10 protein-coding genes are annotated in these 12,947 nt (G+C 64.8%); 4 read left to right on the forward strand and 6 right to left on the reverse strand.

Going from position 1 to position 12,947, the window contains the following annotated elements; translation table 11 throughout:
* On the reverse strand, positions 1-810 hold the full coding sequence (locus tag ACZ1JW_RS12725; protein WP_465140794.1) for an SDR family NAD(P)-dependent oxidoreductase: 810 nt from the start codon (positions 808-810) through the stop codon (positions 1-3).
* 87 nt (positions 811-897) lie between these two features.
* Here ACZ1JW_RS12725 and ACZ1JW_RS12730 point away from each other — a divergent pair, with 87 nt between their 5' ends.
* Entirely contained in the window at positions 898-1,344 is a 447-nt protein-coding gene (locus tag ACZ1JW_RS12730) for a winged helix-turn-helix transcriptional regulator (protein WP_465140795.1), read from the forward strand.
* Between the two features lie 2 nt (positions 1,345-1,346).
* On the opposite strand, the gene ACZ1JW_RS12735 is transcribed toward ACZ1JW_RS12730, so the two are convergent.
* The 3 genes from ACZ1JW_RS12735 to ACZ1JW_RS12745 are packed head-to-tail and all read right to left on the reverse strand — an operon-like array spanning position 1,347 to position 5,746.
* Entirely contained in the window at positions 1,347-2,354 is a 1,008-nt protein-coding gene (locus tag ACZ1JW_RS12735; protein ID WP_465140796.1) for a LysR family transcriptional regulator, read from the reverse strand.
* Positions 2,355-2,366: 12 nt separating this feature from the next.
* Positions 2,367-3,290 carry an NAD-dependent epimerase/dehydratase family protein gene (locus tag ACZ1JW_RS12740; RefSeq protein ID WP_465140797.1) on the reverse strand — a complete coding sequence of 308 codons (924 nt, stop codon included), beginning with the start codon at positions 3,288-3,290 and terminating at the stop codon, positions 2,367-2,369.
* An 8-nt stretch (positions 3,291-3,298) separates the two neighbouring features.
* Positions 3,299-5,746: a TonB-dependent receptor gene (locus ACZ1JW_RS12745; protein ID WP_465126317.1), complete on the reverse strand. Its 2,448-nt coding sequence runs from the start codon at positions 5,744-5,746 to the stop codon at positions 3,299-3,301.
* Between the two features lie 147 nt (positions 5,747-5,893).
* Between ACZ1JW_RS12745 and ACZ1JW_RS12750 the strand changes: the two genes are divergently transcribed.
* A complete protein-coding gene (locus ACZ1JW_RS12750; RefSeq protein ID WP_465126316.1) occupies positions 5,894-7,033 on the forward strand; it encodes an FAD-dependent monooxygenase in 1,140 nt (379 codons plus the stop codon).
* 19 nt (positions 7,034-7,052) lie between these two features.
* On the opposite strand, the gene ACZ1JW_RS12755 is transcribed toward ACZ1JW_RS12750, so the two are convergent.
* Positions 7,053-7,766 (reverse strand): SDR family NAD(P)-dependent oxidoreductase, encoded by a 714-nt coding sequence (locus ACZ1JW_RS12755; RefSeq protein WP_465126315.1) that lies wholly within the window; start codon positions 7,764-7,766, stop codon positions 7,053-7,055.
* Positions 7,759-8,940, reverse strand: a complete 1,182-nt coding sequence (locus tag ACZ1JW_RS12760; RefSeq protein WP_465140798.1) for an MFS transporter — start codon at positions 8,938-8,940, stop codon at positions 7,759-7,761. The genes ACZ1JW_RS12755 and ACZ1JW_RS12760 overlap by 8 nt, the downstream gene beginning before the upstream one ends.
* Before the next feature lie 299 nt (positions 8,941-9,239).
* On the opposite strand from ACZ1JW_RS12760, the gene ACZ1JW_RS12765 reads away from it, so the two are divergent.
* Positions 9,240-11,534 carry a TonB-dependent receptor gene (locus ACZ1JW_RS12765; RefSeq protein WP_465140799.1) on the forward strand — a complete coding sequence of 765 codons (2,295 nt, stop codon included), beginning with the start codon at positions 9,240-9,242 and terminating at the stop codon, positions 11,532-11,534.
* A 2-nt stretch (positions 11,535-11,536) separates the two neighbouring features.
* Positions 11,537-12,895 carry an alkaline phosphatase family protein gene (locus ACZ1JW_RS12770; RefSeq protein ID WP_465142774.1) on the forward strand — a complete coding sequence of 453 codons (1,359 nt, stop codon included), beginning with the start codon at positions 11,537-11,539 and terminating at the stop codon, positions 12,893-12,895.
* The last annotated feature ends 52 nt before the right edge of the window (positions 12,896-12,947 follow it).

Raw genomic sequence — 12,947 nt, forward strand, 5'->3', positions numbered from 1 at the left:
TCAATGTTCTCCCGAAAAGAAGCTGCGGAAGCCCGCGAGGCCCGGCACGTGGCTTGCCCCGCCGCCGTCACACACGATGACCTGGCCGGTGATGTTGCGTGCAGCGTCGGAGGCAAGGAAAGCGATGGCTTCGGCGATGTCTTCGGGATCACCGAGCTGGTCGCGCAAGGTTTCGTCCTCGACCAGCTTTCGCAAGGCGGGCGGGAAGGCTTCGCGCAGGGCTGGGGTCATGGTCATGCCGGGGGCGACAGCATTGCAGCGCACCCCGGCCTTGCCGTGGCTTGCGGCGATCGCGCGGGTCATCTGGATCACGGCGGCCTTGCTGCTGGAATAGGCGGCCTGGATCAGGTGGCCCTGCAGGGCGAGGTTGCTGACGGTGTTTACGATGCAGCCGCGCGTCTGGCGCAAGTGCGGCAATGCTGCACGGCAGGCGATCATCGTGCCGCGCACGTTGACCGCGTAACTGCGGTCCCAAAGCGCGGTGGCCATGTGCTCGATGTCGCCGTCGGCCTGAGCGATGTCGGGGCCGAGCAGCGCCGCATTGTTGTGCAGCACATCTAGCCTGCCGAAATGCTGCACCACTTGCGCAACCATCGCCTCGACCGAGGCTTCCTGTTCGAGATCGAGCGTGATGGCGAGCGCGCCGGGAAGTTCCGCTGCAAGCGCCTGTGCCCGGTCGCTGGCGATATCGGCAATGGCGACGCGAGCGCCGCGTGCGGTCAGCAGGCGTGCCGTGGCGGCACCGATCCCGCCCGCGCCGCCAGTGACGATCGCCACCTTGCCCTCCATGCGAATTGCATCGGCTGCCATGCACAACTCCCATTGTTTCTTGCCTTGCGCAGCGTCTTAGGACAGCGAAGGAACAGCGGAAGACGGCACTTTTTTGTGCCTTCGAGAATGTTGGACGGGCGCGTGGAGCATCGATCGACCGAGACGGCGCGGCAGATCGCCGAACTGGCTGCAGAGATGGCGCGGCACGGCAAGGATCGCGATGATCCCGCGCGCGAAGTGATGGGCCTGCTTGGCGATCGCTGGTCCACGCTGATCCTGCTGGTGCTGGCCACGGGCGCATGGCGTCATGCCGAACTGCGGCGCACTTTGGGCGAGCTTTCGGCTGAACAGGCCATCTCCCAGCGCGTGCTGACGCTCAAGCTGCGCACGCTGGAGCGCGACGGTTTCGTCGAGCGCACGGTCAGCGCAGACGTGCCACCGAAGGTAAGCTATGCCCTGACGCAGCTGGGCCGCGAACTCCATGCCCAGGCACGGCGGCTGATCGACTGGAGCAATGGTCGCACGGCTGCGATCAGGGCAGCGCGTCAGGCTTTCGATCGGGCGGACGACTGAGCTTAACGCTGCGGGTGGTTCATCCGGTATTCGACCTCGATCTCGTCACGCTCTACCGACGAGCCGGGAGTCAACCGAACGACATTGGCTGACGTCTCATCGCCCGCACTGGCTGCCGCCTGCAGCCGTTCCACCACCCAACGCAAGGCACGGTCGTTGTTGTTGGCGAGGTTCCACTGGATCGTCTCGCGGATCGGCGGAATGTCGAACGGGATCTCGCGCAGGACCAGCGGCATGTTGCGCACCACACGCTCGGCCATGCGGCGGTGCAGGGTGGCGATCCGGCGCGTGCCGACGATCAGGCCGGGCAGCGAAAGGAACGATGGCGCGACGACCTCGATCCGCCGCTGCTGCTTCTGCCGCCGCACGAACCAGTCCTCGAAGGCAGGCACGCGCGCCTTGCCGAACCGCGCCGTGACATGGCCGAGGCTGAAATAGAGGTCGCGCGTCATCGGACCGGCCATCGCGGGGTTGTCGCTAGCGCCGACAACGACGTAATCGTCCTGGAACAGCAGTTGCGTCGGATGGTCAGCCGAAACGGCGAGGTCGATGGTCAGCAGCAGGTCGACATAGCCGCGCTCGACCGCCTCGATCGGCGTATCGTTCATCGGTTGAATCTCGAAACGCAGGCCAGGCGCGTCCCGTTCGAGGTCGGCAAGGCAACCGGCCAGCAGGACTTCCGTGGAGTAGTCGGAGGCCATGATCCGGATCGTGCGCTCGGCCGTGGCAGGATCGAATGGCGGCGCGACGGCAACCGTCGTCCGGATCTGCTCGAGCACTGCGCGGACCGGCTCGATCAATTCCTCGGCCCGGGCGGTGAGGATCATGTTGCGGCCTTTGACGACAAGCAACTCGTCGCCGAAATACTCGCGCAGGCGGCCAAGCGCGCTGGAGGTGGCGGACTGTGAAAGGCACAGGCGGTCTGCGGCAAGGCTGACGCTGCGCTCGGTCAGAAGTGCGTCGAGTGCCACCAGCAGGTTGAGGTCAAGCCGTCCGAACCGCATTGCCATCTCCGCCGCGCCTCAGATCGTTGCGAGCGCGTTGGCTACCAGCGTAGCAGAATCGCCGTCGTGCGCAAAACCGGCGCGGAACGCGGCGGGCGTCTCGAGCGGGGGCTGGGTCGCGAAGGCCGCTTCGAGGGCGGCGTCGGGGGCATAAGTGACGAGGTCGGTCGAGACGCCGCACTGGCGCGCTATCTGGGCCGCAAGCTCACCCATCGTGGCGCGCAGGGCAGGAAGCGTGACAGCGCGGGTGGGCGGCAGCAGGGCGCTGTCTAGATCGAGTGCATGGACAAAGTTTGCAGCGCACTGACGCACCGATTGCGCCCAGATCGTGCCCTCGGCCGAGACCGGGCAGGTGAACGCTTCGCCGGCCTTGAGCGCATGGAAAAGGTCGGACATGAACGCCGATTTCATGCCCGATGGCCCCTTTGGCCGGGCAAGGATGCCGGGCAGGCGCACGGAGACCCCGTCGATCAGGCCGCGGTTGGAGAACATCGCTACCGCGTCCTCCATCATCGCCTTGTGTCCGCCGTAGATCATCTTCGGGCTGAGCGGAGTGTCATCGTCGACCCGCGCCGGTAGCGGGTCGCCAAAGACTGCGATGGAGCTGGCATAGACAACGCGCAGGCCGGGCTTGATAGCAGCCGCCTCAAGCAGGAGATCGTACATCGCATCGATGTTGATCCGGCGCGAGGCGGCAGGATCGGCCTCCGCCGCGCCCCCCGGCACCGTGGCGAGATGGATCAGGGCGTCGCAGCCACCGGCGAGGGCCTGAGCCCTGATGGCCGGATCGCCAAGGTCGCCCGCGATGGCCTCGGCACCCTCGGGAATGCCGCCCGCCGCGCTATCGATGCCGACAACGCGGTGGCCCCGTTCCAGAAGTATCCGCACAAGCTCGCGCCCGACGAAACCGCCCGCACCGGTGACCACCACGTTCATCGTCATGTCGTCCTTCAGAAGTTGCCCGACAGGCGCAGACCATAGGTACGCGGTGCCGAGTAGTGGCCGACCGCGACACCGATGGGCGAGGCCTGCGGCGCAAGATTGCGGCGCTTGTCCTCGATGTTGCGGACAAAGCCGGTCAGCGCCCATGTACCATCGGACTGCCGGATCGTCAGCGCAGCATCGGTCGTCCAATAGGCGGGGATGCGTTCGAAATCGAGATATTCGAATGCGCCCCACTGGCTGTCGCGCCACGCGGTGTCGACGTTGGCGACCAGTTCGAGGCTGTCACCCAGCGGCAGCACCTGTTCCGCGCCGAGGTTGACGGTCCACTTCGGGCTGAACAGCAGCGGATTGCCCGAGCAGTCGAAGTCCTTGACCGGCGCACCGCCTGCCGTGGCACCGGTAAAGGTGAACGGGCAGCCGAAGTTGTCGCGCGGTGCGGCAGTGAACAGGTGCAGGTCGTCGTACTTGGTATCGAGGTACTGCAACTTGGCACTGAGCGTCGTGCCGCGGGTCGGCTTGGCGAGGAGATCGACATCGAAGCCCTTGATCGAGGACTTGCCAGCGTTCTCGTTCGAGCTGATCAGCGTGCCCGAGGTATCGACGGTGAAGTAGGTGATCTGCTGGTCACGATACTTCCAGATGAACCCTTCGAGGTTCAGCTGCAGGTGATTGTCGAGGAAGCGGTTTTTCGAGCCGATGGTATAGGCGGTGATGAACTCCGGCTTGTAGGTGGTCTTGCTCTCGGTCATCTGAAGGCCGCCCGCGCGGTAGCCGCTTTCGACCGTTGCATAGACGAGATTGTCGGGCGTCACGTCGAATTCGGCCGAGGCCTTCCAGGTGACGCGCGAATAGCCCTTGCTGTCCTTGACCGGGTTGTAGGTCTTGAGGATCGCGCCGACGCCGTTGACCAGCGGGAAGACCTGGTAGCCGGCCTGATCGGTGCTGTTTGCCGCGATCCAGCCGTTGGACTTGAGCCAGTTGATGGTGTCGGTCGTGTTCAGGAAATTGGGGTAGTAGGGGATGTTGCCTGGCGTCGCGCAGCCCTGGGCAAACGATCCCGGCGGGGTGATCAGCGCAGGCGGCAGGCCACCGCAGAAGGTGATGAAGTTGTTGATCAGCCCGTCGATCGACTTCTTGTCATGCGTGTAGCGCGCGCCACCGATCAGACGGAAGCGGTCCGATACATGCGCGGTGAGCTGGCCGAACCCGGCGTAGCTGTCGGTCTTGTGGCTGTAGTTCTGGATCGGCAGCACGAACTCCTGGTTGTACTGGTTGTTCGCCTTGATCTTCTCGTTGAAGTAGAATGCGCCGACGACATAGTCGAACATGCCCGCGCTGCCGGCGAGGCGCGCTTCGAGGCTGGTCTGGCGGACCTTCTCGTTGGTGTTGGCCACGTTGAAGGCCGGACCGTAGAAGAACGTCGCGTCGGTGCTTTCACGGTAGGCCGGGATAACGGTGAGCTTGCCGATGCCGGTCTTCCAGTTCAGCTCTGCGTTGACGCCCCAGTAGGTGCTGTCCTGCTTCTGGTCGCGGTTCATCGGGCTGAGGAACGCAAAGGCCGGAGCGCCGAGGTTATGGCTGCGGAAGGCATTGGCGGCAGGGGTGTTGAAGCCTTCGCTCTCATCAAGGCCCGAGGGAATGAAGATGTAGCCTCCGGTGCCGTTGGGCACGTAACCGCCCACGTAGCTGCCGCCCACGCCCTTGCCGCCCAGGTGGGTGTAATCCGCACCGATGCGCAGCGACAGGTCGCTCGACGGTTCGATCAGGTACTGAGCGCGCAGCGAGCCCCGCTCTGCATCGTCGGTGCCGTCACGGTTGTAGCCATCGCGCGAGGTGTAGGCCGCGCCAAGGCGCAGGGCGCTCTTGTCACTGACGCCAAGATTGACATGTGCATCGGCGTCAACAGCGTCGAAGTTGCCATAGGACAGGTTGAACCCTGCCGAATTGCGGCCGATCTCGGGACGCGCCGGGATGATGTTGACCGCGCCGCCCGTGGCATTGCGGCCATAGAGAATGCCCTGGGGGCCCTTGAGCACTTCGACGCGCGACAGGTCATAGAAGGCAGCACCGAACACGCCGCCGCCACGGCCAAGCACGACGCCGTCGTAGTTCGGGGCGACAGCGGGGTCGTTGTAGCTGCTGGTGGTGATGTTGCCGACGCCACGGATGAAGATCGAGGCGATGTTGCCGCCGTTGGCCGGGACGGATAACGCGGGCACGGCCTTGGTAATGTCGAGCGCGTTGGTGATGCCGCGCGAGCCCAGATCCGCGCCTGACACCGCGTCGATGGCGATCGCGGCCTTCTGCAGCGATTCTTCCTTGCGCTGGGCGGTGACGATGATTTCGGTGATGCCGTCGTTGGCACCGGCCTCTGCCTGCGCTTCCTGCGCGGCGACCGGTGTGGCGATGGCCACGGCAATGAGTGCAGTGGAGCCTAGAAGTGCAAGGCGCATTGGTTTCCTCCCCTTGGCGCATTTGTGTAGATTTGTTGCTCGAGCCGATAGACCGCCAGGCGACGAACATCCCGCCGTTTGTATGGATGGGTTCCTATCCACAGTTCGGATTTGTGCGTGCGGCGCCATTCGCTAGGTCAGGGCGCCATGACACGGGAGACCATCAGCAGCATTGCCACGGCGCTTGTCGTTGGCGGGGGTATCGGCGGCATGGCCACGGCGATCAGCCTGGCCGAGCGCGGAGTCGCGGTCGACCTGATCGACATCGACCCCGATTGGCGCGTTTACGGGGCGGGGATCACCATCACCGGCCCGACGCTGCGCGCCTATCGGCGGCTTGGCCTGCTCGATGCGATCAAGGCCGAAGGCGCGATCACCAGCAAGACCCGGCTGTTCCGCTTTGACGGCACGCACATGCTTGATCTCGATGAACCGGTGATCGAGGAAGGCCTGCCCGCCACGGGTGGCATAATGCGTCCGGTGCTGCATCAGATCATGCAGGCACGCGTGCGCGAACTGGCCATTCCGGTCCGCCTCGGCCTCACGGTCGATGCGCTCGAGAACGAAGGGCAGAGCGTTGCCGTGCGCTTTTCCGACGGCACCGAGCAGCGTTACGATCTCGTGGTCGGGGCCGACAGCATTTTCTCGCGCGTACGCGAACTGGCATTTCCGCACATGGGTCCGGCGCAACCGACGGGGCAGGGGTGCTGGCGCATCTCGATCGCCAAGCCGCCCGGCCTCGATGCGGGCGAATTCTTCCTGGGCCACGCCAACCCCTGCGGCATCACCGCGTGCGCGCCGGATACGGTCTACATGTGGATGCTCACCCCGCACGAGGAGCGTGAGAGCTACATGGACGAGGAGGAACTCTTCGTTACGCTCAAGGCGCTGCTCGCCGATTTCGGCGGCAATGCCGGCTGGATCCGCGACAACATGACGCGCAAGGACTGGATCAATTATCGCCCGCTGGCGGCGGTGCTGCAGCCGAGGGACTGGTTCAACGGCCGCATCGTTCTGCTCGGCGATGCCGTCCATGCCACGACCCCGCATCTCGCGTCGGGCGCGGGCATGGCCGTGGAAAGCGGCATCGTGCTGGCCGAGGAACTGGCCCGTACCGGCGATGTCGGGGATGCGCTGAAGGCCTATCAGGAGCGCCGCTTCGACCGTTGCCGCGACGTGATTGAAACCAGCGTGGCGGTGGGCAAGCTGCAACTCGAACATGGTGACCCGAAGGTCCACGCCCACATGCTCGAAGGCGCGCTGGGCCGACTTAACGAACCGTTCTGACAATCAAGGTGCGCGGCGGCTACCAGGCCGTCGCGCCGCCATCGACGGGGATGTCGGCACCTGTCACATAGCCTGCCTCGTCGCTGGCCAGCCAGGTGGCGCACCAGGCGATGTCGGCCGGTTCGCCAAGCCGCTTGACCATGTTCTTGGCGAGGACCTTCTCCCGCAATTCAGGCACTTCGGCGAGATGGCGCCCGGTGGCTTCGGTCCTGATGAAGCCCGGCGAGATCGTGTTGGCGCGGATGCCGTGGGGGGCGCCTTCCATGGCCAGCTGACGTGTCATGGCCAGCACGCCACCCTTGCCGGCGCAGTGAGCCAGAGCGGCCGATCCTTCGAGAGCATGGCGCGCATTGGCGCTGGCGAAGTTGATCACGCTGGCAGCGCCGCTCGCCTTGAGGCCCGGCCACGCCGCGCGCGTGGGCAGGAACACGGTATCGAGTTCGCCGGTCAGCGTGCGCCGCCAGTCAGCCAGCGACATCGTCTCGATCCAGTCGAACACGGCAAAGGCGGCGGCGTTGACCAGAATGTCGATGCGGCCATGCTCTGCGATCAGCGTAGCAAATGCCTCATTGGCCGAAGCCTCATCGGTCAGGTCGATGTCAAGGTCGGCGCCTGCAAGGTCGAGGCCGAAGACCCGAGCGCCCTCTGTGCGAAACATGCGGGCGCATTCCTTGCCGATCCCGGCAGCCGCGCCCGTGACGACGGCGATCTTGCCTGCAAGCCGGTCAGGCATGGGCCGTTTCTCCTCCGGTGCGACCGGCAAGGAGCCGGACGGCCAGCGCGACGGCAAAGCCCGCAGCGGCCATGTAGCCGAGCATTTCGAGGCCTTTCATCAGCCCGCCCAGCTGCATTGCGAAGAACGTCACGGTTATCGGGCTGAGCCACTGGCCAAGCGCGAACGCCGATTGCCAGAAGCCGGTGCCGCGCCCGCGCACTTCGAAGGGCAGGATGCTCATCGACCAGACCAGCAGTGTCGGCAGCAGCATCCCCGCGCCAAGCTGGTTGATGAAGCACCCGGCAAGGAAGCCGCCCGTCGTGCCGCTGCGCCCCATCAGCAGGAAGCCGAAAGCGAGCAGGCCGAACTCGGCAAGCAGCAGCCTGCCGACGCCGAGCCTGCCGATGCGCGAATAGATGAAAGTGCCCAGCGGCACGCCGAGGCTGGCCAGCGAGGTGAGAAAGCCGATCCGCGCCGCGCTCGACAGCCCGAGCTCGGCCAGCCCTGCCGAAGCCTGGATCTGCACGGTGTAGAAGAAGATCGAGCCGTAGATCGTGATGCCGGCGATCACCGTCAGTTTCCCCCAGGGAAAGCCCGCCCAGCTCAGGTTGCGTGGCGCGGCGGGTGGAGTTTCGGCAGAGGCGTCGCCGGTCGGCTCCCACGTGTATTTCAGGACCAGCGCGAACATGACGAGCGCGGAGGCATAGACCGCAAACGGTGCGCGCCACCCGATCTCGCCCAGAACGCCTCCGACATTGAAGAACAGCAGGGCCGAGACCGATGCGAAGGCGGTCTGTCCGGCCAGCCAGCGGTCCCGCTTTTCGCCCTCGTAGTAGTCGCCGATCATCGTTGTCGACAGGACGTAGATCAGTGCTTCGGCGATGCCCACGCCAAGGCGCGAGATCAGGATGTGGACGAGATCGGTGAGGAACAAGGGGGCCACCCCGACCACCGCGTAGAGCACGAAAGAGGCAAGCAGCAGCCGCCTGCGCCCGAAGTAATCGCCGAGCATTCCGGCAAAGGGGCAGAGCACGGCGACGCAGAGCGACGGCAGCGTCAGCACCATTGGCACGAGGTATTCGTGGCCGCGAACGTCCGCGTATTCGGCCATCAGCTTGGGCAGGACCGGGGCGAGCAGGACGATTGCCATGGTCGTCAGGGTGATCGGCAGCAGCAGGGCTATTCCGGTCATGACTCCCGGTTCACGATGCCTGTGCATGACCTGACTCTCTCCCACGCTCGATCGGGCCCGCATGGGGCTTATCTCTATTGGAGAGGTTAGACGCGCCCGGGCGTTTCCTGTCCAATCGATACAACCGCACGCTACTTATCCGCCGCACAGGATCGGACGTGCGGCGGCTCCAGCAAAGCCTCCGTCAAGCCATGGTCACCGATATGTCGCTGATCTGTCCCTGAAATTGCACGATGCTGCAACAGCGCGGGCCTAGCAGCACCTCGCCACACCGATGTGGTCTATGAGGGAAATTCACCATGCGTATCGTCGCCGTGCTGCTTGCCAGCACTTCGCTCGTTGCTGCTCCGGCCTTCGCTGCCGAAACCGCCGCCCCCGCACCTGAAGCCGCTGCGCCCGCTGAGTCCGCAGACGCCGAAATCGTCGTGCTCGGATCGGGTCAGACCCGCCAGGTACAGGAACTTTCGACCGCTGACCTGACCATCCTCGCCTCGGGCACCAGCCCCTTGAAGGCCATCGAGAAGCTGCCTTCGGTCAACTTCCAGTCGGCCGATGCTTTCGGCAACTACGAATGGTCGACCCGCGTCACCATCCGCGGCTTCAACCAGAACCAGCTTGGCTTCACGCTTGACGGCATTCCACTGGGCGACATGTCCTATGGCAACAGCAACGGGTTGCACATCAGCCGTGCGATCACTTCGGAAAACATCGGCGTGACCCGCGTCAGCCAGGGCTCGGGCTCGATCGCCACGCAGTCGACCAACAACCTCGGTGGCACGCTCGAGTTCTTTTCGGTGGACCCCAAGGACGTGCTCGGCGCCGATGTCAGCGCATCCTACGGTTCGGCGAACACCTATCGCGGTTTTGCCCGCGTAGCCTTGGGCACCACCGACGGCCTGCGCGGCTATGCTTCGGTCCAGTACCAGGATGGCAAGAAGTGGAAGGGCGATGGCAAGCAGCGCACCTTCATGGCCAATGCCAAGGCGGTGCTGCCGCTGGGCGGTGCCGACCTCGATGGCTACATCAGCTATTCGGACCGCGCCGAGCAGGACTATCAGGACCTCAGCCTCGAACAGCTGAACCGCCTCGGCTACGACTGGGACAACTTCGGCCCGAAAAACTACGCCGAAGCCATCCGCGTGGCCGACATCGCCGCCAACCGTGGCGACACCGGCACCACTCCGCTCAATCCCGCCGCAGGCACGACCTATCCTTCGCCGATCACCACCGCGGACGATGCCTATTACGACGCCTCTGGCCTGCGCAAGGACACGCTTGCAGCGCTTGGCCTGACCGTGCCCTTTGCCGAAAAGGCGGTGTTCAAGATCAAGGGCTACTACCACGAGAACGACGGCCAGGGCACCTGGGGCAGCCCCTACGTCAACAGCCCGTCGGGCGTCCCGATGGCGCTGCGCACCACCGAATACGACATCAAGCGCAAGGGCGTCTTCGCCTCGATCAGCAACAGCTTCGGCGCGAACAATGTCACCGTTGGGGGCTGGTACGAGAAGAACGACTTCATCCAGTCGCGCAAGTTCTATGGCTATGAAAGCCGCACCAATCCGGGCCGCGATCACCTCGAATTCCAGACGAACCCGTTCTTCACCCAGTGGTCGATCGCGTTCGAGACCGACACGCTGCAGTACTACGTCACCGACGACATCGACCTCGGCGATCTCAAGGTGAATCTTGGCTGGAAGGGCTATTCGGTTGACACCAATGCCTTCTCGCTGGTCAACACCAACAGCCGCGCCACGGGTGATCTCAAGGTCGAGGACTGGTTCCAGCCGCACGTCGGCCTCAACTACAAGTTCGGCAACGGGCTCGAAGCCTTCGCCGGCTTCACCCAGGTCACGCGCGCCTTCCAGGCTTCGACCACCAGCGGTCCGTTCTCGGCCACGCAGGATGGCTTCAACGCCATCAAGAACACGATCAAGCCGGAAAGCTCGGACACCTATGAAGCGGGCCTGCGCTACAACAGCGGGATCATCAATGCCTCGCTCGCCGGTTACTATGTCGACTTCCGCGACCGCCTGCTGGTGATCCCGACCTCGGTCGGCATCGTCGGCGCGACCAACGCGCTGCAGAACGTCGGCTCGGTCCGCGCGCTCGGAATCGAAGCGGCGGTGGACGTCAAGCTCCCCGGCGGCTTCGGCGCTTTCGCATCGTACAGCTACAACGACACGACCTACCGCGACGACGTCGTCATCACCGCAGGTGGCGTCACCACGATCCGTGCTACCAAGGGCAAGACCGTGGTCGATACGCCCAAGCACCTGCTGCGCGGCGAACTGTCCTATGACAGCCAGACCGTGTTCGGCCGCATCGGGGTGAACTACATGTCTAAGCGCTACTTCACCTACCTCAATGACAAGGAAGTCCCGGGCCGTGCGCTGGTGGACGCGACCATCGGCTACCGCCTGAACATCGGCCAGCGTCAGCCGATCGAACTGCAAGTGAACGCCGTGAACCTGTTCGACAAGCGCTATGTCGCAACGATCGGGTCCAACGGCTTCGGCTTCAGCGGTGACAACCAGACCCTGCTCGCGGCCGCCCCGCGCCAGGTCTTCGTCACGCTCAAGGCGGGCTTCTGATGATGCGCGGCCTTTCCACCGCAAAGGCCCTGATCGCGGGCGTCGTGCTGCTTGGCAGCACGGCGCCCGTCGTCGCAAAGGCCGAACCTGTCCTGCTGATCTCGATCGACGGCCTTCGCCCCGGCGATGTGCTCGAAGCCGAAAAGCGCGGCCTCAAGATCCCGAACCTGCGCCGCTTTCTTGCAGAGGGCACTTACGCCACCGGCGTCATGGGCAACCTGCCGACCGTCACCTATCCCAGCCACACCACGCTGATCACCGGCGTCGCGCCCGCACGCCATGGCATCGTCTCCAACACCACGTTCGATCCGAAGCAGATCAACTACGGCGGGTGGTACTGGTTCGCGCAGGACATCAAGGCGCCCACGCTGTGGGATGCCGCCCACGCTGGCGGGCTTTCCACCGCCAACGTCCACTGGCCGGTCAGCGTCGGCGTGAAGTCGCTGACGTATAACCTGCCGCAGATCTGGCGCTCGGGCCACGCTGACGACCGCAAGCTCGTCCGCGCCCTCTCTACCGAAGGTCTCTACGACGCGCTCGAACACGATTGCGGCGCCTACGCCGATGGCATCGACGAAGGCATTGCAGGGGATGAGACCCGCGCGAAGTTCGCCGTCCGCCTGATCGAGACGAAGAAGCCCGATTTTGTCACCGTCTATCTCGCCGCGCTCGATCACGAAGAGCACCTGTTCGGCCCCGGCAGCGCACAGGCCAATGCCGTGCTCGAACGCCTGGATGCCGCTGTCGGCCAGCTCGTCGCCGCCGAACTCGCCGCGCGCCCCGATGCGACCGTCGCTGTCGTCAGCGATCACGGTTTCGTCGGCACGGATACCGAGGTGAACCTGTTCCGTCCATTCATCGACGCCGGGCTGATAAAACTCGGACCCGATGGCAAGGTCGCCTCATGGGATGCCATGCCCTGGCCCTCGGGCGGCTCCATCGCCGTCGTCCTTGCCCGCCCGCAAGACCCGGCGCTGACCGGCATGGTCGCCGCGCTGCTCGACAAGCTGGCCGCAGATCCCGAGGCGATGATCGCCAGGGTCGCCACCCGCGCCGAGATCGAAAAGATGGGCGGCAACCCCGAGGCGAGCTTCTACGTCGACCTCAAGCCGGGCGCCCTTGCAGGCAACTTCGCGGCCGACGCGCCACTCACCAAGCCCTCGCGCTACAAGGGCATGCACGGCTATTTCCCCGCCATGCCCGAAATGCGCTCCACGTTCCTGATCATGGGCAAGGGGGTGGCCAAAGCACGCAACCTCGGCGAAATCGACATGCGCGCCATCGCCCCGACGCTGGCCAGACAGCTGGGCGTTGCCATGCCCGACGCGCAGGTTGCCCCGGCGTCAATTTCTGCCCGGTAATTCGGCAGGCGCTGTCGGGCGGCCTATCGCCCGGCAGCGCCGCCACTTCGGG

The sequence above is a fragment of the Novosphingobium sp. BL-A-28-Hi1-0D genome (genome assembly GCF_055521755.1).

Excerpts from the sequence above, each read along its gene's own strand:
- ACZ1JW_RS12755 (WP_465126315.1), bottom strand. The coding sequence starts at position 7,766 with ATGCCTGACCGGCTTGCAGGCAAGATCGCCGTCGTCACGGGCGCGGCT.
- ACZ1JW_RS12760 (WP_465140798.1), bottom strand. The coding sequence starts at position 8,940 with ATGACCGGAATAGCCCTGCTGCTGCCGATCACCCTGACGACCATGGCA.
- ACZ1JW_RS12770 (WP_465142774.1), top strand. The coding sequence starts at position 11,537 with ATGCGCGGCCTTTCCACCGCAAAGGCCCTGATCGCGGGCGTCGTGCTG.
- ACZ1JW_RS12765 (WP_465140799.1), top strand. The coding sequence starts at position 9,240 with ATGCGTATCGTCGCCGTGCTGCTTGCCAGCACTTCGCTCGTTGCTGCT.
- ACZ1JW_RS12750 (WP_465126316.1), top strand. The coding sequence starts at position 5,894 with ATGACACGGGAGACCATCAGCAGCATTGCCACGGCGCTTGTCGTTGGC.
- ACZ1JW_RS12745 (WP_465126317.1), bottom strand. The coding sequence starts at position 5,746 with ATGCGCCTTGCACTTCTAGGCTCCACTGCACTCATTGCCGTGGCCATC.
- ACZ1JW_RS12740 (WP_465140797.1), bottom strand. The coding sequence starts at position 3,290 with ATGACGATGAACGTGGTGGTCACCGGTGCGGGCGGTTTCGTCGGGCGC.
- ACZ1JW_RS12730 (WP_465140795.1), top strand. The coding sequence starts at position 898 with ATGTTGGACGGGCGCGTGGAGCATCGATCGACCGAGACGGCGCGGCAG.
- ACZ1JW_RS12725 (WP_465140794.1), bottom strand. The coding sequence starts at position 810 with ATGGCAGCCGATGCAATTCGCATGGAGGGCAAGGTGGCGATCGTCACT.
- ACZ1JW_RS12735 (WP_465140796.1), bottom strand. The coding sequence starts at position 2,354 with ATGGCAATGCGGTTCGGACGGCTTGACCTCAACCTGCTGGTGGCACTC.